The organism is Elioraea tepidiphila DSM 17972 (genome assembly GCF_000378465.1).
Taxonomy (GTDB): Bacteria; Pseudomonadota; Alphaproteobacteria; order Acetobacterales; family Acetobacteraceae; genus Elioraea; species Elioraea tepidiphila.
This window is the reverse complement of record NZ_KB899927.1, coordinates 1-19,727: the sequence shown is the minus strand read 5'-3', so window position 1 is coordinate 19,727 and position 19,727 is coordinate 1. Positions and strand designations below refer to the sequence as shown.

General features: G+C 73.3%; 20 protein-coding genes, 1 tRNA gene and 1 pseudogene. 12 read left to right on the top strand and 10 right to left on the bottom strand.

Annotation, left to right across the window (positions count from 1 at the left end; translation table 11 throughout):
- Nucleotide 1: 1 nt before the first annotated feature.
- Genes F563_RS24035 through F563_RS0114045 form a run of 3 tightly spaced genes read left to right on the top strand, consistent with a single transcriptional unit; the run spans nt 2 to nt 3,791 of the window.
- Nucleotides 2-973 (top strand): type II secretion system F family protein, encoded by a 972-nt coding sequence (locus F563_RS24035; RefSeq protein ID WP_019015319.1) that lies wholly within the window; start codon nt 2-4, stop codon nt 971-973.
- On the top strand, nt 970-1,929 hold the full coding sequence (locus tag F563_RS0114050) for a type II secretion system F family protein (protein WP_019015318.1): 960 nt from the start codon (nt 970-972) through the stop codon (nt 1,927-1,929). Before F563_RS24035 ends, F563_RS0114050 begins: the two co-directional genes overlap by 4 nt.
- Nucleotides 1,930-1,937: 8 nt before the next feature.
- On the top strand, nt 1,938-3,791 hold the full coding sequence (locus F563_RS0114045; protein ID WP_026299591.1) for a RodZ domain-containing protein: 1,854 nt from the start codon (nt 1,938-1,940) through the stop codon (nt 3,789-3,791).
- A gap of 13 nt (nt 3,792-3,804) precedes the next feature.
- Here the strand turns inward: F563_RS0114045 and F563_RS22655 are convergent, their stop codons facing one another.
- Nucleotides 3,805-5,037 carry a CpaE/TadZ family protein gene (locus F563_RS22655; RefSeq protein ID WP_019015317.1) on the bottom strand — a complete coding sequence of 411 codons (1,233 nt, stop codon included), beginning with the start codon at nt 5,035-5,037 and terminating at the stop codon, nt 3,805-3,807.
- A 290-nt stretch (nt 5,038-5,327) separates the two neighbouring features.
- On the opposite strand from F563_RS22655, the gene F563_RS0114035 reads away from it, so the two are divergent.
- The 8 genes from F563_RS0114035 to F563_RS22650 all read left to right on the top strand — a co-directional run bounded on the left by F563_RS0114035 (nt 5,328) and on the right by F563_RS22650 (nt 12,246).
- Nucleotides 5,328-6,440 (top strand): S-(hydroxymethyl)glutathione dehydrogenase/class III alcohol dehydrogenase, encoded by a 1,113-nt coding sequence (locus F563_RS0114035; RefSeq protein WP_019015316.1) that lies wholly within the window; start codon nt 5,328-5,330, stop codon nt 6,438-6,440.
- 7 nt (nt 6,441-6,447) lie between these two features.
- The gene (locus tag F563_RS0114030) at nt 6,448-6,738 is read left to right on the top strand and encodes a hypothetical protein (protein ID WP_019015315.1); all 291 of its coding nucleotides are present in this window, start codon (nt 6,448-6,450) and stop codon (nt 6,736-6,738) included.
- Nucleotides 6,739-6,820: 82 nt separating this feature from the next.
- Entirely contained in the window at nt 6,821-7,735 is a 915-nt protein-coding gene (locus tag F563_RS0114025; protein WP_019015314.1) for an ABC transporter permease subunit, read from the top strand.
- Between the two features lie 2 nt (nt 7,736-7,737).
- The gene (gene livM, locus F563_RS0114020) at nt 7,738-9,054 is read left to right on the top strand and encodes a high-affinity branched-chain amino acid ABC transporter permease LivM (protein WP_425386941.1); all 1,317 of its coding nucleotides are present in this window, start codon (nt 7,738-7,740) and stop codon (nt 9,052-9,054) included.
- Nucleotides 9,051-9,890 (top strand): ABC transporter ATP-binding protein, encoded by an 840-nt coding sequence (locus F563_RS0114015; RefSeq protein WP_019015312.1) that lies wholly within the window; start codon nt 9,051-9,053, stop codon nt 9,888-9,890. The genes livM and F563_RS0114015 overlap by 4 nt, the downstream gene beginning before the upstream one ends.
- Before the next feature lie 20 nt (nt 9,891-9,910).
- Entirely contained in the window at nt 9,911-10,624 is a 714-nt protein-coding gene (locus F563_RS0114010; RefSeq protein ID WP_035575327.1) for an ABC transporter ATP-binding protein, read from the top strand.
- Between the two features lie 112 nt (nt 10,625-10,736).
- A complete protein-coding gene (locus tag F563_RS0114005; protein ID WP_019015310.1) occupies nt 10,737-11,840 on the top strand; it encodes a branched-chain amino acid ABC transporter substrate-binding protein in 1,104 nt (367 codons plus the stop codon).
- 109 nt (nt 11,841-11,949) lie between these two features.
- Nucleotides 11,950-12,246 carry a hypothetical protein gene (locus F563_RS22650; RefSeq protein WP_019015309.1) on the top strand — a complete coding sequence of 99 codons (297 nt, stop codon included), beginning with the start codon at nt 11,950-11,952 and terminating at the stop codon, nt 12,244-12,246.
- On the opposite strand, the gene F563_RS25375 is transcribed toward F563_RS22650, so the two are convergent.
- The 8 genes from F563_RS25375 to F563_RS22630 form a co-directional block, all read right to left on the bottom strand.
- Entirely contained in the window at nt 12,239-12,427 is a 189-nt protein-coding gene (locus F563_RS25375; RefSeq protein WP_342662334.1) for a HepT-like ribonuclease domain-containing protein, read from the bottom strand. The genes F563_RS22650 and F563_RS25375 overlap by 8 nt on opposite strands.
- The gene (locus F563_RS25370; protein WP_019015307.1) at nt 12,388-12,630 is read right to left on the bottom strand and encodes a HepT-like ribonuclease domain-containing protein; all 243 of its coding nucleotides are present in this window, start codon (nt 12,628-12,630) and stop codon (nt 12,388-12,390) included. Before F563_RS25370 ends, F563_RS25375 begins: the two co-directional genes overlap by 40 nt.
- Complete coding sequence (locus F563_RS22640) at nt 12,623-13,006, bottom strand: nucleotidyltransferase family protein (protein WP_019015306.1); 384 nt, start codon at nt 13,004-13,006, stop codon at nt 12,623-12,625. The genes F563_RS25370 and F563_RS22640 overlap by 8 nt, the downstream gene beginning before the upstream one ends.
- Nucleotides 13,007-13,109: 103 nt before the next feature.
- A tRNA-Thr gene (locus tag F563_RS0113985) sits at nt 13,110-13,184 on the bottom strand.
- A 22-nt stretch (nt 13,185-13,206) separates the two neighbouring features.
- Complete coding sequence (locus F563_RS0113980; protein ID WP_019015305.1) at nt 13,207-14,097, bottom strand: division plane positioning ATPase MipZ; 891 nt, start codon at nt 14,095-14,097, stop codon at nt 13,207-13,209.
- Nucleotides 14,098-14,129: 32 nt separating this feature from the next.
- The gene (locus F563_RS22635; RefSeq protein WP_162140593.1) at nt 14,130-15,452 is read right to left on the bottom strand and encodes a heme biosynthesis HemY N-terminal domain-containing protein; all 1,323 of its coding nucleotides are present in this window, start codon (nt 15,450-15,452) and stop codon (nt 14,130-14,132) included.
- A gap of 10 nt (nt 15,453-15,462) precedes the next feature.
- Entirely contained in the window at nt 15,463-16,752 is a 1,290-nt protein-coding gene (locus F563_RS0113970; RefSeq protein WP_019015303.1) for a mitofilin family membrane protein, read from the bottom strand.
- The gene (locus F563_RS22630) at nt 16,749-17,495 is read right to left on the bottom strand and encodes a uroporphyrinogen-III synthase (RefSeq protein WP_019015302.1); all 747 of its coding nucleotides are present in this window, start codon (nt 17,493-17,495) and stop codon (nt 16,749-16,751) included. Before F563_RS22630 ends, F563_RS0113970 begins: the two co-directional genes overlap by 4 nt.
- Before the next feature lie 179 nt (nt 17,496-17,674).
- Between F563_RS22630 and F563_RS22625 the strand changes: the two genes are divergently transcribed.
- Complete coding sequence (locus F563_RS22625; protein WP_019015301.1) at nt 17,675-18,619, top strand: alpha/beta fold hydrolase; 945 nt, start codon at nt 17,675-17,677, stop codon at nt 18,617-18,619.
- Nucleotides 18,620-19,074: 455 nt separating this feature from the next.
- Here the strand turns inward: F563_RS22625 and F563_RS0113955 are convergent.
- Nucleotides 19,075-19,686 (bottom strand): annotated as a pseudogene (locus F563_RS0113955) (IS1595 family transposase); the annotation flags it as partial.
- Nucleotides 19,687-19,727 lie beyond the last annotated feature (41 nt).

Genomic DNA, 19,727 nt, shown 5'->3' with positions numbered 1-19,727 from the left:
GATGCCCTTCGCCGAGGCCTCGCCGACGACCATCGCGCTGGTCATCCTGGTCCTGGTCGGGCTCGGCAGCGCGGTCCTGCTGCTGCTGGAGATCCGCAACCAGCGCCTCGCGCGCCGCCTGAGCGAGGCGACCGCCCAGTCGCGCCGGCGCCGCGAGACGACGCAGCAGACCGGCATCCAGATCGTCCAGCGCAACACCGCCTCGCCCGGTCACCGGCTGGCGCGGCTGATCGCGCTCAACCCCTCCCGGCCGCAGGAGCATCCCGCGCCCTGGCCGCTGGTGCTGGTGTTGGCGGCCGTCGGCGGCGCGATCTGCGGCATGCTGATCGCCGCGATGCTCGGGCGCTCCCTCGCGATCGCGGGCGGTATCGCCGCCACCGTCCTGATCGCCCGGTCGGTGTTCGCCTACGGCACCTCGAACTACCGCGAGCAGTTGTTCCGGCAGTTGCCCGACGCGATGGGCATGATCGTGCGCGCGCTCAAGGCGGGCATCCCCGTCACCGAGGCGATCCGCACCATCACGCGCGAGAGCCCCGAGCCGACGCGGCGCGAGTTCGCGCAGGTGACGGCCGAACAGGCGATCGGCGTGCCGATCGAGACGAGCCTGCTCAATCTCTACAGCCGCACGGGGCTGCGCGAGTACGGCTTCTTCGCCGTCACGATCACCCTGCAGCAGCAGACCGGCGGCAGCCTGACCGAGACGCTGGAGAACCTCGCCGACGTGGTGCGCAAGCGCGTGCAGACGGCTGCGCGCGGCCGGGCGCTCGCCGGCCAGGCGCGGATGTCGGCGGTGATCCTCACCGTCATCCCGTTCGTGGCCCTCGCCGCGCTGTCGGTGCTGAATCCGGGCTATCTCCAGTTCTACTTCACCCACGAGAAGGGGCCGACGGTGGCGGCGATGGCGTTCGGCCTGCTCGTCCTCGGCGTGCTCACCATGCGCGGCATGATCCGCCGCAGTCTCGCGGTGACATGATCCCCCTGCCCGAGATCTCCGGGCGCAACGCGATCGCGCTCGCGACCGCGATCGGCATCGCCGTGCTGGGGCTGATCCTGCTGGCCGCCTGGCTGTCGGCGCGCGACAGCCTGGAGCGCCGGCTCGCCGGGCGGATCGCGAGCGTCGGCAGGGGCGCCGCCCAGACGGGGCCGCGGCGCATGCAGGGGGCGGGCCTGATCAGCGGGCTGCTGCGCGCGATCGGCAACGCCCTCGGCGGCAGCGCGCTCCTCTCCGACAAGGACCGGCGCGACCTCGAACGCAGCGTCGCCGCCGCCGGCTACCGGCCGCAGCAGGTGGTGCCGCTGGTGATCGGGCTGAAGGTCGTGCTGCTGCTGGCGATCCCCGCGGCGACCTACGGCATCACGGAGCTGCACGGCACGACCGGCTTCAGGCAGACGATGCTGGTGGCCGGCGGGCTGCTGGTCGGGATGCTGGGGCCGAACTGGGTGCTCGGCTGGATGCACAAGCGGTACGTGAAGCAGCTCCGCATGGGCCTCGCCGACACGCTCGACCTGATGGTGATCTGCGCCGAGGCCGGGCTCGGCCTGGAGAGCATGGTCGAACGCGTCGCGTTGGAGATGGGACCGTCCAACCCGCCGATCGCCACCGAGTTCACGACGCTGTCGAACGAGCTTCGCCTGCTCTCGGACCGTCGCCAGGCGCTGCTCAATCTGGGCGAGCGCACGGATGTCCAGGGGCTGCGCCGGCTCGCCACCACGCTCGCGCAGACCATCCAGTACGGCACGCCGCTCGGCCAGGCGCTGCGCACGCTCTCGGCCGAGATGCGGCACGAGCGGCTGATCGAGTTCGAGGAGAAGGCGGCCAAGCTGCCGGCGCTGCTGGTGCTGCCGCTGACGCTGTTCATCCTGCCGTGCCTCGTGCTGCTGCTCGCGGGTCCGTCCTTCGTGCAGCTCATCGGCTCCTTCAACCGCTAGAGGCTGACATGGCTCGCTGGCTGACCCGATCGCTCTGCCTCGCCGTCCTGCTCTCGGGCTGCGCCACGGCGGGCCAGCAGGCATCGCGCGCGCCCTCGGCGCATGAGCGGCTGCGCCTCGCCGCCGCGGCGGAGGCGAACAACAACCACGAGGTGGCGCTGTCGATCTACCGCAACGCCGCCCAGGCCGAGCCCGACAACGCCGAGGTGCAGGCGCGGTTCGCCCGCGCGCTCGCCGATCGCGGCCTGCATGCCGAGGCCGTGCTGGTGCTGGAGCAGGCGCTCGCCCGCCGCCCGCGCGACCGCACGCTGCTGCTCGCCCTTGGGCGCACGCAGCTCCGCGCCAACGATCTCCGCACGGCCGGGCAGAGCTTCCAGCGCCTGCTGGAGCAGTCGCCGGGCGACCCGGACGCGCTGAACGGGCTCGGGGTGATCGCCGACATCTCGGGCGAGCACGAGCTCGCGCAGGAACGCTACCGCGAGGGGCTCAGGCGCGCGCCCGCGCATGAGGGGCTGCGCAACAACCTCGCGCTCTCGCTCGCGTTGACCGGTTCGCCGGGCGAGGCCAAGGAGGTGCTCCAGCGCCTGCGCCGCGACGGCAACACCGATGTCCGCGTCCGCCACAACCTCGCCTTCGTCTCGGCCATGGCGGGCGACGACGCGACCGCGCGCCGGCTCTCGGCGGCGGAGCTGGATGCGGTGGAGCAGCAGCAGCTTGTCGCGGCGGCCTCGCTGCTCGCCGCCGCGGGCCGCAGCGCGCCGCCGGCCCCCGCCCCGCGGCCGGAGAGCTTCGCCCCGCCCGCCGTCACGCCGCAACCCGTCGCGCCGCGCGCCGAGCCGCCGCCCGCCCCCGTGGCCGCTCCGCCGCCGCGCGCCGAGCCGCCGGCCACGGCCGTCTCCGGCCGCGTCGTGCTGCGCGCGCGCGCCGAGTCCTGGGTGATGCTGCGCGAGCAGGCGACCGGCAGGGTGGTGTTCGACCGCGTGCTGCAGCCCGGCGAGAGCCACGCGGTGCCCGACCGCGCGGGGATGCTGCTGACCACCGGCAACGCGCCGGGGCTCGAGGTGCTGGTGGATGGCGAGCCGCTGCCCGCGCTCGCCGGCGCCGGCCGGGTGCGGCGCGACATCGCGCTCGATCCGGCGGCGCTGCGGCAGGCCGCGGCCGCGCCCCAACCCCGCCCTGCGGCGGCCGCGCCCGCGGTCGCACCCTCGCCACCCTCCATTCCGCAGGCCGCGACGGCGGACGCGGCGCCCGCGCGCGTGCGGCTCCGCGCGCGCGGCGAGACCTGGGTGCAGGTGCAGGAGCGCGCCAGCGGCACCGTGCTGTTCGACCGGGTGATGCAGCCGGGCGAGAGCTACGCCGTCCCAGACCGGCCCGGGCTGGTGCTCACCACCGGCAATGCCGGCGGGCTCGAGGTGCAGGTCGAGGGCGAGACGCTGCCGCCGCTCGGCGCCGAGCGGGCCGTGCGGCGCAATCTCCCGCTCGATCCCGCAACACTCCGGCAGGCGACCGCGCCGCGCGCGCCGATGCCCGAGCCGGCCCCGCCGCCGGTGCAGACCGCCACTCCGGCCGCGACGACCGGCGCGACCGCCCGCATCGCGCTGCGCGCGCGCGACGAGGCCTGGGTGCAGGTGCGCGAGCGCGAGTCGGGCACGGTGCTGTTCGACCGCATCCTGCGCGCGGGCGAGCAGTACGAGGTGCCCGCCCGCTCCGGGCTGCTCCTCACCACCGGCAATGCCGGCGGGCTCGAGGTCAGCGTCGGCGGCGAGGCGCTGCCGCCGCTCGGCGCCGATCGGACGGTGCGGCGCGACGTGCCGCTCGAGGCGGCGGCGCTGCGCCGCGCGGTCGTCGTCGGCGCGCGCTAGCGACGCGCCGCCCCTAGCGCCGCAGCAGCGACCAGAGGCTGCGCCGGCGCGGCAGGTCCTCGGTGCTGCGCACGGCCGCGATCTCCTGCGTCAGCAGCTTGATCGCAGTGCGGAACGGTCCGGGCCTCGTGACGGCCGGCTTGCCGAGATTGGCCGCCGCCGGCAGCACGCGCGGCAGGTAGGGCACGACGATGTCGGGCGCGACCTTCAGCGCCTCCTCCACCTGCTTCTGCGACAGGGCGCCCGGGCGGGCCGCCTGGTTCAGCACCACGACCGCGCGGCTGGTCTGCGCCGGCGCGTTCGGCACGGCGAGGAACCGCGCGAGGTCGCGCGTGTTCGCGACATCCGGCGCCATCACCAGCACGCGCTGATGCACGCGATCGAAGGCGTCGCGCACCAGCGGGGGAAAACCGGCCGGCGCATCGATCACGATGTGGTTGAACCGGTCGCGCAGCAGCTGGATCAGGTGCGCGACCGCATTCCCCGCCGGGTGGATCGCGGTGGCGAGGCTCTCCTCGGCGGCGAACACGCGCAGCCGCTCGCCGACCGGCTGGCCGGCGCGGTCGAGGAACAGCGCGTCCACCTTCTCGGGCGCTTCGAGCGCGATGCGCATCCCCGATGACGGGCGCGCGCCGAGCAGCAGCGCCGCGCTGCCGGTGTGGAGATTGAGATCGACCAGCGCGACATGGCGGCGCGCCTCGTCGGCGAGATGCAGGGCGAGATTGGCCGCGATCGTGGTGGCGCCGACACCGCCGCGCACGCCGGCGATCAGCACGACCCGCCCGCCGCGCGCGCCGAGCTCGCTCGGCGCCTGGTTCGCGATCAGCGGCAGGAAGGTGCGCGAGACCGCATCACGCGTCAGCGGCTTGGGCAGGTATTCGGTGACGCCGAGATTGCGCGTCAGGTCGCGGTAGAAATCGACCTCGTCGCGCTCGCCGACCACCAGCACCTTGACGTCGGGCTCGCAGACCTGGGCCAGCGCATCGAGGGCGGCGAAGGGCTCGGCATTGTCGGCGATGTCGACCAGCAGCACCTGCGGCGTGGCCGAGCGGGCGAGGTGCTGGGTGGCGGTCGTGATGTCGCCGCGCCGCACCTCCGCCCCGTCGGGGCCGTTGTCGGTCAGCACCTCGCGCAGCACCTGCTCGCTCCGCGTATCGGCGAGGAAGGCGAGGAACGGCAGGCGCGGCGAATGCACAGGCGCGGGCGCCGGCGCCGCGTCGGGCGCGAGGATGCCGCCGTCAGCCATCACGCCCCCGACCGCCGCGCGCGGCCGCGCGCTCCGGCAGGACGGCCGAGGCCGAAGCGGAAGATGCCGAAGGCTGAAACATATCCACGCCATGGTCCGCGCTGGCGGTTAAGACGAGGTTGCCGGCGCGCCGCATCGCCGGCCTGCGCCAAGGGGATGGCGCCGGCCCCGGCGGCGCGGCCGGTCCCGCACCCGTCACGTCTGCGCGAGCCTCACGCCCGCGCCGGGGTGGCGGCGCCGCGGCCCCGCCCCTATCGTCGCGGCGAGCACCGCCGCGAAGGGAACTCGCCGTGAAGACACGCGCCGCCGTCGCCTGGGAGGCCGGCAAGCCTCTCAGCATCGAGACGATCGAGATCGAGGGGCCGCGCGCGGGCGAGGTGCTGGTCGAGATCAAGGCGACGGGCATCTGCCACACCGACGCCTACACGCTCTCCGGCGCCGACCCGGAGGGGCTGTTCCCCGCCATCCTCGGTCACGAGGGGGCGGGGATCGTGCGCGAGATCGGCGCGGGCGTCACCTCGCTCTCCCCCGGCGATCACGTGATCCCGCTCTACACGCCCGAATGCCGGCAGTGCAAAACCTGCCTCTCGCGCCGCTCCAACCTCTGCACGGCGATCCGCGCCACCCAGGGCAAGGGCGTGATGCCGGACGGGTCGAGCCGCTTCCGCTGCGACGGCGCCCAGGTGTTCCACTACATGGGCTGCTCGACCTTCGCGAACTTCACCGTGCTGCCCGAGATCGCGCTGGCCAAGGTCCGCGCCGACGCCCCGTTCGAGAAGATCTGCTACATCGGCTGCGGTGTGACCACCGGCATCGGCGCGGTGATCAACACCGCCAAGGTCTGGCCCGGCGCGAACGTGGCGGTGTTCGGCCTCGGGGGGATCGGGCTGAACGTGATCCAGGGGGCGCGCATGGTCGGCGCGGACCGGATCATCGGCGTCGATCTCAACCCCGCCAAGCGCGCCATGGCCGAACGTTTCGGCATGACCGACTTCATCAACCCCGACGAGGTCGGCCGCGACAAGGTGGTGCAGGCGATCGTCGATCTGACCGGCGGCGGCGCCGATTTCAGCTTCGAGTGCATCGGCAGCGTGCAGACCATGCGCCAGGCGCTGGAGTGCTGCCATCGCGGCTGGGGCGAGAGCATCATCATCGGGGTCGCCGCCGCCGGGCAGGAGATCAGCACGAGGCCGTTCCAGCTCGTCACCGGGCGGGTCTGGAAGGGCACCGCCTTCGGCGGCGCGCGCGGGCGCACCGACGTGCCGAAGATCGTGGATTGGTACATGGACGGGAAGATCCAGATCGACCCGCTGATCACGCATACGATGGCGCTCGACGAGATCAACACCGCCTTCGACCTCATGCACGAGGGCAGCGCGATCCGCTCGGTGGTGGTGTACTGAGCCCGCCATGGACCTCGTGGGCTTCCGCGCGAGCCTCGACGGCCCGGCGCCACCGCCCGGCCTGCCGGCCGCACTCGCGGCCCTCTGGTGGGATGCGCGCGGCGACTGGGAGCGCGCGCACGAGGCGGCGATGAGCGACGAGGGGGCCGAGGCCGCCTGGGTCCACGCCTATCTCCACCGCAAGGAGGGCGACCGGTCCAACGCCGCCTACTGGTACCGCCGCGCCGGCCGGACGATGCCCGACGGCACGCTCGCGGCCGAGTGGGAGGCGATCGTGACGGCCCTGCTGTCGCGCTGACGTCATCTTCCCCGTTGCCGAACGGCCGCGGTCCTGCCAATGCTCGCGGCAGGACGGCGCACCGGGTTCAGGGGAGACGCGGGTGGACTACGCCCTGCAGCAACTCGTCAACGGGCTGACGCTCGGCATGATCTACGGGTTGATCGCGCTCGGCTACACGATGGTCTACGGGATCATCGGCATGATCAACTTCGCCCATGGCGACATCTTCATGGTGGGCGCCTTCACCGCGCTGATCGGCTTCCTGCTGCTCGGCATGGGCGGGGTGACCTTCGTGCCGCTGGCGCTGATCCTGGTGCTGGTGCTGGCGATGGCCTTCACCTCGCTCTACGGCTTCACGGTCGAGCGCCTCGCCTACCGTCCGCTGCGCGGCTCGTTCCGCCTCGCGCCCCTGATCAGCGCGATCGGCATGAGCATCTTCCTGCAGAACTTCGTGCAGGTGACGCAGGGCGCGCGCGTCAAGCCGCTGGAGCCGGTGGTGCAGGGCGGCGTGGTGCTGAGCCGCGGCGGCACGGTCGAGGTGACGCTCTCCTACATGCAGATCAGCATCATCCTGACCACGCTCGTGGTGCTGACCGTGTTCACGCTGATCATCGGCCGCACCCCCCTCGGCCGCGCGATGCGCGCCTGCGAGCAGGACCGGCGCATGGCGAGCCTGCTCGGCATCGACACCGACCGCACGATCAGCCTGACCTTCGTGATCGGCGCGGCGCTCGCCGCGGTCGCGGGCATGATGTACCTGCTCTATTACGGCGTGATCGACTTCTTCATCGGCTTCGTCGCCGGCATCAAGGCGTTCACCGCCGCCGTGCTCGGCGGCATCGGCAGCCTGCCTGGCGCGGTGCTCGGCGCGCTGCTGATCGGCATGATCGAGACCTTCTGGTCGGCCTATTTCTCGGTCCAGTACAAGGACGTCGCCGCCTTCTCGATCCTCGCGATCGCGCTGATCTTCCTGCCCTCGGGCATCCTCGGCCGCCACGAGGTGGAGAAGGTCTGAGCGTGTCCGGCGCAGCCCCGCGCGGCATGGCCGCGATCGTCAGGGACGCGGGCTTGGCCGCGCTGATCGCGCTCGGCGTCGGCGCGCCGCTGCTCGGGCTCCGCACCGAGCCGGTTGGCCGCGGGCTGACGCTGATCCCGCGCCCCGGCCTGCTGCTCAGCGTGGTCGCCGCCGTGTTCGTCGGCCGCATCCTGGTCGGGCTGTTCATGGCGCAGCGCGCACTGCGCCGCAGGGTGATCTCGCCCGCGCCGCGCGCGATGCTGGCGCCGCCCGGCTTCCGCTCCTGGCTCGGCAGGGCGGCCGGGCCGGCGATGCTGGCCTTCGCGCTGCTGCTGCCGTTCATGCCGGGGATCGGACGTTACGAGATCGATCTCGGCACGCTCGTGCTGACCTACGTCATGCTCGGCTGGGGGCTGAACATCGTCGTCGGCCTCGCCGGCCTGCTCGATCTCGGCTATGTCGCCTTCTACGCGGTCGGCGCCTACAGCTATGCCCTGCTCGCCAAGCATCTCGAGATCGGTTTCTGGGCCGCGCTGCCGCTGACCGGGCTCTGTTCCGCGGTCTGGGGCATCATCCTCGGCTTCCCGGTGCTCAGGCTGCGCGGCGACTATCTCGCGATCGTCACGCTCGCGTTCGGCGAGATCATCCGCATCGTGCTGCTGAACTGGGTCGGGCTCACCGGCGGGCCCAACGGCATGAGCGGCATCCCGCGCCCGTCCTTCTTCGGCCTGCCCTTCTCCATGGCCGGCGGCGAGGGCACGTTTGCCGGGTTCTTCGGACTCGAACCCTCGCCGCTGCACCGCATCATCTTCCTCTACTACCTGATCCTCGCCCTCGCGCTGGTCACCAACTTCGTCACCATCCGCCTGCGCCGCCACCCGATCGGCCGCGCCTGGGAGGCCCTGCGCGAGGACGAGGTGGCCTCGCGCGCGCTCGGGCTTTCGGTTGTGGCGGTGAAGCTCACCGCGTTTGCGACCGGCGCGCTGTTCGGCGGCTTCGCCGGCGCCTTCTTCGCCACGCGCCAGGGTTTCATCAGCCCCGAGAGCTTCACCTTCATCGAGAGTGCCTTGATCCTCGCGATCGTCGTGCTCGGCGGCATGGGCAGCCAGATCGGCGTCGCCACCGCCGCGGTGGTGATGATCGGCGGGTTCGAGCTGTTCCGCGACCTCGAACAGTTCCGCATGCTGGTGTTCGGCCTGGCGATGGTGGCGATCATGGTCTGGCGGCCGCGCGGGCTCGTGTCGTCGCGCGAGCCCTCGGTCGCGCTCGGCGCGCGCAAGATGGTCGGCGCCGAGCACGTGGCGGAGGGACGCGGATGAGCGCGCCCGATCCGATCCTGGTCGTCGAGAACCTCACCATGCGCTTCGGCGGCCTGGTCGCGATCGACGCGCTGAGCTTCGAGGCCGAGCGCGGCGACATCACCGCCATCATCGGCCCGAACGGCGCGGGCAAGACCACGGTGTTCAACTGCCTCACCGGCTTCTATCGCCCGACCGGCGGCAGCATCGTCATCCGCCATGCGGACGGCACCACCTACCCGCTGCACCGGCTGGTGCAGCACCGCATCGCCAAGCACGCGCGCGTCGCCCGCACCTTCCAGAACATCCGCCTGTTCGGCGGCATGACCGTGCTCGAGAACCTGATGGTCGCGCAGCACAACCGGCTCATGGGCGAAGGCGGGCGCACGCCCTTCGCGCTGATGGGGTTCGGGCCGTTCCAGAAGCGCGAGGCGGCGGCGGTGGAGCGCGCGCGCGCCTGGCTCGACCGCGTCGGCCTCACCCCGCGCGCCGACGATCCGGCGGCCGCGCTGCCCTATGGGGCGCAGCGGCGGCTCGAGATCGCGCGCGCGATGTGCATGGAGCCGGTGATCCTGTGCCTCGACGAGCCCGCCGCCGGGCTCAATCCGCGCGAGAGCGAGGAGCTCAACGACCTGCTGCGCTCGATCAAGGCCGAGGGCACCTCGATCCTGCTGATCGAGCACGACATGAGCGTGGTGATGCGGATCAGCGACCGTGTCGTCGTGCTCGACTACGGACAGAAGATCGCCGACGGACCGCCCGACGCGGTGCGCGACGATCCGAAGGTGATCGCCGCCTATCTCGGCGTCGAGGAGGAGGAGGCGCTGGCGGTGGACGCGGCGCTGCACCAGGAGTGAGCGCGGCGGCCAACGGCGCGATGCTGGCGGTCGAGGATGTCACCACCGCCTATGGCGCGATCGTCGCGCTGCGCGGGGTGTCGCTGACGGTCGGGCACGGCGAGATCGTCACGCTGATCGGCGCGAACGGCGCCGGCAAGTCGACGCTGATGATGACGATCTGCGGCAGCCCCGCCCCGCGCGAGGGCCGCGTGGTGCTGGAGGGGCGCGACATCACCGGCTGGCCCACGCATCTGATCATGCGCCAGGGGCTGGCGCACGCGCCCGAGGGACGGCGCATCTTCCCGCGCATGACCGTGCTCGAGAATCTCCGCATGGGCGCGGAGGTGCTGAACGGCGCGCATTTCGACCAGGACCTCGAGAAGGTCTGCGCGCTGTTCCCGCGCCTGAAGGAGCGGCTCGGCCAGCGCGGCGGCACGCTCTCGGGCGGCGAGCAGCAGATGCTGGCGATCGCGCGCGCGCTGATGAGCCGGCCCCGCCTGCTGCTGCTCGACGAGCCCTCGCTCGGCCTCGCGCCGATGGTGGTGCGCCAGATCTTCGCCGCGATCCGCGACCTCAACCGCGAGACCGGGCTGACGGTGCTGCTGGTCGAGCAGAACGCCTATCACGCGCTCCGGCTCGCCCATCGCGGCTATGTGCTGGTGAACGGGCGCATCACCATGACGGGCACCGGGGCGGAACTGCTCGCCCGGCCCGAGGTGCGGGCGGCCTATCTGGAGGGCGGGCGGGCCTGAGCCGGGCGCGCGCCCCCCCGCTTTTCCCTCTTTGCCGCCGGCCGTCCGCTTCACTACGCTGGGCCACCGGCCGCGTTCCGCGGCCAGGGACAGCAGACGGAGGGAGACTTCCATGTTCAGAAGGACGCTGGTGGCGGCCGCCGGTGCGGCCGCGCTGGTGGCTGGCAGCGGGCTCGCCCAGGCGCAGCTCCGCATCGCGACGGTCGGGCCGATGACCGGCCAGTACGCCGCGTTCGGCGCGCAGATGCGCGCGGGCGCCGAGCAGGCGGTCGCCGACATCAATGCCGCGGGCGGCGTGCTCGGCCAGCAGCTGGTGCTGGAGGTCGGCGACGATGCCTGCGATCCGCGCCAGGCCGTCTCGGTCGCGAACCAGCTCACCGGCCGCGGCGTGCGCTTCGTCGCCGGGCATTTCTGCTCGGGCAGCTCCATCCCGGCCTCGAAGGTCTATCTCGAGGAGGGCGTGCTGCAGATCAGCCCCGCCAGCACCAACCCGCGCTTCACCGACGAGGGCGGCTGGAACACCTTCCGCGTCTGCGGCCGCGACGACCAGCAGGGCATGGTCGCGGGCAGCTTCATCGCGCGCAACTTCCCCGGCCAGAAGGTGGCGATCCTTCATGACAACTCGGCCTACGGGAAGGGCCTCGCCGACGAGACCAAGAAGGCGATGAACGCCGCCGGCATGCAGGAGACGCTCTATCTCGCCTATGTCGCCGGCGAGCGCGACTACTCGGCGATCGTCAGCCGCCTCCAGCAGGCCGGCATCGATGTCGTCTATTTCGGCGGCTACCACACCGAGGCCGGGCTGATCGTGCGGCAGATGCGCGAGCGCGGCCTGCGCGCGGTCGCGATCGGCGGCGACGCGCTGGTGACCAACGAGTACTGGCAGATCACGGGTGCCGCGGGCGAAGGCACGCTGATGACCTTCTCGTCGGATCCGCGCAAGCGGCCTGCGGCGGCCGAGGTGGTGGCGAAGTTCCGTGCCCGCAACATCGACCCCGAGGGCTACGTGCTCTACACCTACGCCGCGATCCAGATCTGGGCCGAGGCGGCGAAGAAGGCGAACTCGACCGATCCGCGCCGGATCGCCGAGGTGCTGAAGGCGCAGGGGCCGTGGAACAGCGTGCTCGGCCAGACCACCTTCGACGCCAAAGGTGACCCGACCGTGCCCGACTACGTGTTCTATGTCTGGCGCGGCGGCAGCTACGCCGAGATGTGAGCCTGGCGCGCCGGTCGTTGCCGATCGGTGGCGCGGCGTGTAGCGAGGCGGGGTCCGGGAGTCTTCCCGGGCCCCGTTTCGTTGCGGACAGCGAGGGATCGTCGCACCGATGGTGCTGCTCAGGCTCTGGCGCGGCGAACTGCCGTTCGAACAGGCCTTCTGGACCTGGGGCGTGCTGGTCGCGCTGGTGGTGAACGTCTCGACCACCGCCGGCACGTTCTATCTGATCTCGATCGATCAGCCGTTCTGGGCCTTCTTCGTCGGCTACGTGATGTCGATCCCGTACAACGTGTTCGTGCTGGTGGCGATCTGGCGGTCGGCGGCGCGGTCGCAGGAGACGCCGCAGGCGGTGCTGGTGACGCGGATCATCGCGGTGGTGTGGCTGACCCTCCTGAGCATCACGTGACGTCATCGCCGGCCGCGTCTGGACGCGAGCGGTCGGCCGATCGTTCGTCCACCAGGGGCGCCAGGACCGCGTCCAAAGCGGGCAGCCGGTCCCGCACGACCGACCAGACAAGGTCGATCCGCACTTCGGCGTGACCATGGATCAGTCGGTGGCGCATGCCCGTGATCTCCCGCCAGGGGATTTCCGGATGTCGCGCCTGCGTCGCAGCGGAGATCCTGCCGGCTGCCTCGCCATCACTTCCAGCGAACGGATCACCGCGTTCTGGTGCAACCGGCTCGCCATGAACCCGACCTGGTCCATCCCGGCGACGAAGTCCTGCGCGTCGCGCGCGGCGAGCAGCATGTCGAGCAGAAACGCGGCATCCCGCTCCGGCAGTTCAGCCATGAACCAGTTCCGCGCCCGACAGGATGTGCCGGCGGCGGATCGGGTTGCGGCTCGCTTCCACCGCCGCACGCTCGACCAGATCGACGGTCCGGCCGAGCTCCGCCTCGATCGCCTCCTTGAAGTCAAGAAAGCGCACGAGATCGTTCGCCACGTCCGGCGCGAAGGTCACCAGGAAGTCAACATCGCTGCGCGCGGGATCGAAATCATCGCCACGCGCGGCCGAGCCGAACAGCTCCAGCCGCTCGACCCCGAAGCGCCGGCACAGGGCCGAGAGCTGACTGCGCTTGCGTGCAATGTTCTCGTGCATGGTCAGCGTCCGTCCATGGATGGTGCCACGGGGTGCCGGGTGGTCGCCATCCTTCGCCACGATGGCCATCCCAGCATGCGTCCGCGCCGCATGCCCGTCGGATCAGCCCCGCGCGGGCCCGGTGGTGACGGTCCCGCAGCCACGGGTCCGGTTCAGAAGCGGGGAGGTGCGGTGGTGCCGACACGCGGATTTGAACCGCGGACCTACTGATTACGAATCAGTTGCTCTACCGCTGAGCTATGTCGGCGCGCCCGGGAACGGGCGGCGTTCTACGACCCCGCGCCCGCCGGCGCAAGCGCCGCGGCCGTGCGCGCCGCGCCCCAGACATCCCCCGGCGGCCCCTTGCGGATCGCGGCGAGCAGCGAGCGCACCTCCTGGCGCGCGGCCACGTGGCTCATCGACAGCCCGCCGGCGATGCCCGCCTCCTTGAGGTCCATCAGCGTCAGCCCCTGGAGGTAGAGCTCGCGGAAGATCACCCGCTCGCCGAAGCCGCGCACGGTGCGGAAGCCGATCCGCTTCGCCAGCGCCTCCAGCGTGGCGCCGACATCGCGCTTGTTGCGCGCCTCGGCCGACCCCAGCCGGTTGCGCATGACGATCCAGTCGAGCCGCCCGCGGTCGCGCGCGAAACGCGCCTTGCGCGCCTCCCACACCATCTCGCTGTAGACCGAGGGGCTGACCACGCGATGGTCGTCGGGATCGACCTTCGCCAGCATCGAGAAGTCGACGAAGCTGTCGTTGATCGGCGTGATCAGCGTGTCGGCCAGCGCATGCCCCGCGCGGCTCAGCGGCGTGTCGGCGCCGGGACAGTCGATCACCAGGAACTCGGCGCCCGAGAGCGCGGCGATCGCCGCGGCGAGCGCCGCCTGATCCTCCGCCGCCGCCGTCGTGCGGCTCTCGGCGCGGCTCGCGTGCACGGCGCGCATCTCGGGCTGCGGCAGCGCGATACCGCGCGCGGCGCTGAACGCGGCGCGCGCCTCCAGGTGGCGCAGCAGCGTGCCCTGGCGCGCGTCGAGATCGATCGCGGCGACGCGATAGCCCTCGCGCATCAGCCCGACGATGACGTGCATCGCCGCGGTCGACTTGCCCGAGCCCCCCTTCTCGTTGCCGAGCACCACGATGTGGGGGCGCTGCTCGACCGCGATCCGCTGCATCACCGTCATGGCCGCCGAGATAGCGTCCGACTCGGCTGCGCTCAAAGCCCCGGAATCGGTGCCGGCAGCGCGAGGCGCGGCGTGATCGCCGCGGCCTCGCCCCAGCGCAGCGCGCCGACCGTGCCGCAATTGGTGCAGGCGGGCGTCCATTCCGGCTGGGAGGCACCGCAGGAGGTGCAGGTCCATTCCGGCTCGGCCGGCGCGGTGGCGGCGTCGCGCCAATGCGCCTCGGCCTCGGTCCGCGCCCGCTCGGTGCCGGCGAACTCGCGCTCGGCGAGCTCGGCGAGCAGCACGTGCAGGCGCCGGTCCTCGAGCCCGCCGGCGCGCGCGCGCTCGATCCAGCGCCGCGCCTCGGCCCATTGCTCGGCCTCCAGGGCCGCGCGCGCGGCCGCGAGCGCCATCTCCGCCCCGCCGACCTGCCCGGCCAGGCTCGCGACCCGGCGCGCGCGCGCACTCTTCGGCTCGCCCGGCGTCGGCTCCAGCGCCAGCGCCGCCAGCATCGGGTGCGAGGCGGCGGCGAGGCCGCGCTCCAGCGCCTTGTCGGCGGCGCGCGTGCGGTCGGCCGCGCGCAGCCGGCGCACCAGCGCCGCATGGGCGGGGGCGAGTCCCGGCGCGGCCGAGACCGCCTCCTCCTCCAGCCGCTGCGCCGCCGTGGGCTCGGCCTCCTCGGCGGCGGCGGCGAGCAGCAGGGAGGCGCGGCGATAGCCGGTCTCGGCATCCCCGCGCGCCTCGGGCAGCAGCCGCAGCGCGCCGCGCCAGTCGTGGTGGCGCACGGAATCGGTGAACGCGATCGTCTGCGCCCAGACCGCATTCGGCCGCAGCGCCAGCGCCGCCTTCGCCGCCTCGGCCGCCTCGCCCTGTGCGCCGCGCTCGACCGCGAGCTGGGCGAGCCCGCGATGGCCGAGGAAGGCGCCCGCCCCCTTGCGGCCGGCGAGGCTGCGGAACGACTGCTCGGCGGCGTCGATCTCGCCGGCCGCGCGCGCGGCGTGGCCGGTCAGCAGCAGCGTCAGCGGCGTGTCGCCGAGCAGCTTGCGCGCCTTGCGGCCGCTCTTGAGCGCGGCTGGGCCGTCGCCGGCGGCCAGCGCCTCCAGCGCCGCCACCACCGCGGCGTCGCCCTCGTCGCGATGGCGCAGCGCGCGCTTGAGCCGCCGCCGCTGCCACCAGCCGCGCAGCCGCGCGAGCAGCCAGACGAGGCCGCCGAACACGATCAGCAGCAGCGCGGATGCGAGGCCGACCAGCCAGAGCGGCGCCTCGACGACGAGGTCGGCCACCGCGAGCGTGACCGTCCCGGGGCGGTCGGCAATCCAGAGTGTCGCCGCCGCGACGACGGCGAGCACGATCAGGACGAGGAGCGCACGACGCATCGGGCCCTCCTCAGCGACCGGCGGCGAGCGCGGCGAGGCCGTCGCGCGCGGCGAGCAGGGCGCGCGCCTCGGCGATCCAGCCGGCCATGGCGGCGGCGGGGCGCGGCGGCAGGGCATCGAGCGCGCCGATCGCGCCGGCGATGTCGCCCGCGTTCAGGAGCCGCTCGGCCTCGGCGAGCACGGCGGCGGTGGTGTCGCCCATCACCACGGCGTCGCCGCGACGCACCGTCACCAGCCCGGCGATCCGGCCGCCGGCGCGTTCGAGCAGGTCGCCCTCGGCCGGTTCGCGCGCCTCCCGCGCCGCGCGCGCGGCCGTGCCGAAGCGGGTGCGGAGCGAGGCTGGCGTGGGCGGGGCGCGCTCGGCGAAGGCGGCGAGGCTCGCCGGCACCGGCACGTCGGCCGGCAGGGCGGCGAGCGCCGGGCCGAGCGGGCGGCCGGCCTCCAGCGCCGCATGGGCACGCACGAAGGCGGCGAGCCGGGCCTCGACCGCCGCAAGCCGGGCCTCGGCCGTGGGGCGCGCTTCCAGCGCGGCGACACGCTCGGCGAGCTGGCCGATGCGCGGATCGGGCGCGGGCGGCTCGGCGGCCGGGCGGGCCTCGAGCTGCGCGACGCGGTTGGCGAGGGCGGCGAGCGCGGCGCGCGCCTCGGCATCCGAGGCCGGGCCGCTCGGCGCGGAGGACATGGCGCGCTCGAGCGCCGCGAGCCGGTCGCCGAGGGCCGCGGCGGCGGTGGCGCGCGCTTCGGCCGCGGCGACGCGGGACTCGAGCGCCGAGATCTGCGGCCGCAGATCGGGGGCGGCGGCCGGCGCGGGCCGGCCTTCCAGCGCGGCGATCCGGCTCGCGAGCGCGGCCAGGGCCGGGTCGGCCGCGGGGCCGGAGAGCCGGTCGATCACCATCCAGGCGACGGCGAGGGCCAGCACCGCGATCGCGGCCCAGAGCGCGCCGGTGCGCGCGGGCGCCGGGGGCAGTGGCGGGGGCGTTTCGGCGCGGGCGGACGCCGGGGCTGGCCGGGGGTCGGGCTTCGGGGGGTCCGGCTTCGGCGGCTCGGGCCTGGGCGGCGCGGCTTTCGCGGGCTCGGGCGTGCGAGCGGGCGCGGGCGCGGCGGCGGCCGGTGCGGGGGCGGGCGGCTGGTCGGCGGGCGGCGTGGCCTTCGGGGGCTCGGCAGGGCCCGGCTGGGCGGGTTCGGCCTGCCGCGCCGGTCCGGCCGGGCCCGGCTTCGCCGCTTGGGCGGGCGGCTCCCTACCCTTGCCCTGGGCGGCCTGCTTCGGCATGTCCTTGGGCTGCTTGGGTTCGTCGCTCATCCGGACCACTCCCCTCGACCCTCGTTGCTGCCGCCGGGCGGAAGCAGCGCGAGCAGACTATCCTGGTCGGGCCGCGCGGCGACCCGGACCGCCTGAAACCCCAGATCCCCGAGCGCGGCGGCTGCCGCCTCGCTGATCGCGTACGCCGTGACCCCCCCAAGCCTCCCGGCCATGGCGCTGGCGCGGACGATCCTAGCGAAGCTCCGCGCAGCCGAGGCGGAGAAAAACACGACCGCATCGATTCCGCCGGTGGCGAACGCCGTGGCGGCGGGGTCCGGGAGGGTCTCGGCCGGGTGGGCGGCATAGACGATGCGGCGCAGCACGGCAAAGCCCCGCGCGCGGAGGTCGGCGGCGAGGCGGAGCCCCTCGCGGGCACGGGTGGGCAGCAGCAGGGGCTTGCCGGAGGGATCGAGCGTGGCGGCGGCGAGGGCGGCGAGCGCGCGTGCGTCGCCGGCGGCGGAGCGGACGTCGCGGAAGCCGTGGGCGCGGGCCGCGGCGGCGGTGGCGTCGCCGACCGCGAGCAGGGGCACGGTGTGGAACGCCGGCGGCAGGGCGCGGACGGCGTTGATGCTGCCGGCGATGACGGCCTGGAGCGCGCCTGGTTCGGGCAGGCGGGCGGGCACGGGCGCGATGGCGAGCATGGGGGCGAGGATCGCGCGGCGGCCGAGCGCGCGCAGGCGTTGCGCGGTCTCCTGCGCCTCGGGTTCGGGGCGGGTCACCAGCACCGCGCGGTCGTCGGCCATGGCGGTGCTGCGCCATGGCGGGCCGGCCGTGTCAAGCGTGGGGAAATGGGATGGGGGCGGGCGGGGCGCGGGATCGCGCCGGGCAGGTGGCGGCAGGCACGGCCTTCCCGCTGGTGCGCCCCCCGGCACCGTGCTGTGCTCATGCGCGCGAACCGCAGCGACGAGGGAGAATGAGCCGTATGCCTGCACGCCGCACGACCCTGGGCGTCGTCGCCGCCGGCTTGGCCGCCGGCGGCCTTCTCGAAGGGCTCCGGGGGATGCGCGCCGCCCGGGCCCAGACGCCGCCCGCCGCACCGGACCTGCCCTACCGGCCGCACACGGTGCGCAGCCCCGACGGGGTTGACCTCGCCGTCTACGACTACGGCAACCCGGAGGGCCAGCCGATCCTGCTGCTGCACGGCTACGCCCAGGCCGCGCTGTCCTGGCAGAAGCAGACCGGCGACGCCGCCCTGCAGCACGAGTTCCGCCTGGTGGCGGTCGATCTGCGCGGCCACGGCATGAGTGGCAAGCCCGAGGGCCACGAGCACTACCGCACGCCGCAGCGCTGGGCCGACGACCTGCAGGCGGTGATCGCGGCCCTCTCGCTGCATCGGCCGGTGCTGGTCGGCTGGTCATACGCGGGACGCGTGATCGGCGACTACCTGACGGCCCACGGGCAGGCGGCGATCGGCGGGCTGATGTTGGTCTGCGCCACGATTGCCGCGCGCCCCGGATTCTTCGGCCCCGGCGTGCAGCTCATCGGCCCGATGACCAGCGCCGACCCGATGACCGCGATCCGCGGCACGCAGCGCTTCCTCGAGGCCTGCTTCGAGATCCAGCCCACGCCGGACGAGATGGCGGTGATGCTGGGCTTCAACATGATGGTGCCGCGCCATGTCCGGATCTCGCTGGGCGGCCGTCAGGCCGAGTACGACCAGGTTCTGCGCGCCGTCCGAGTCCCGACTGTCGTGTACCAGGGCCTGCGCGACCGGCTGATCGCAGTGCCGATGGCCCAGCACGCGGCGTCGCTGATCGAGGGGTCCCGCCTGATCCTGCGCGAGGGGATCGGCCACGCGCCCTTCTGGGAGGAGCCCCTGGCCTTCAACGCGGAACTGGCAGCGCTGGCGCGGCGCGCGCGGGGCTGAGGCGCGGCGGCCGATGCGGCTGCGGCTCCCCAGCAATCGGCGCGGGCAGGCCGTGGCGGAAAACTCGTTGCGATTTCGTTACATGAGCGGTTCCGGCTGGCGAGGATCGGGGCCCGCCTGAGCCTGCCATATGCCGTGAGGGGCATTGATCGACGGTCCGGAGCGCACCGATGCTCCCCGATGGCCGCGGGGCTCCGGCACCACGCCCGACGGAGGTCCGGCGGGGTCCGGGGGCAAGGGCAGCCACGCATCATACGCCCGCTCCTGACGCAGGCGCGCGCTACCCTGCGCGTGCCACCCGCCGCGCCCCCTCCCTGCCCCGCGCGGGGCCGCTTTAAGCTTTGGGGCTGACCTCGCTGACGGACGTGCGTTGGGTGTTTGGAGGATAGGGGGAGGTCTGCCCAGGTTGCGAGTGTCTTGAGGAGTTCTCTGGCCGGTGCGTGGTTGAAGCGTCATTCGCACTCGGCGAGGAAGAGGTGGAAACTTCTGCGCGGGATGCCGTTGTAGCGGCGTAGGTGGCGCTTGGCCTGGCTCCAGAAGTTCTCGATGCCCTTGATGTGGGCACGGCCCTGGGCATAGCCGCGGCCCTTGTACCGCCCTCCGGGCGTTGCCTGCGGCTCGATCCGCACGTGGTGGAACTCGGAGACATCGAGCACGTCGTAGCTGAAGTAGCCGTCGCTGTAGACGATCGCGTCGGGCTGCACGCGCTGGCGGATGATCGGCATCAGGGTGGTCGAGCGCAGGTTCGGGATCATCACGGCGTGCACCTGGCCGCCGCGCTTGAGCAGGCCGAACACCGGCACCTTGCCGGCAGCACCCCGGCCGCGGATGCCTTTGCGGTAGCCGCCGAAGTAGCTCGCGTCGACCTCGACCCCGCCGGCAAAGGGCTGCGCCTCTCGGGTGCGGGCGAAGATGATCTCGCGCAGCTCGCGATGGAACAGGATCGCGCCGTTGCGGTGGATGCCGACCAGCTCGGCCGCGACCCGTGCCGGCGTACCGGCCACGAAGTGCTCAAGCAGCCGCCGCTGAACCCCCAACGCCAGACGGCTCCGACGACGCTCAACCATCTGACCAACCCAGCCTTTCACCGCTTAGCCAGGTCAGCCCC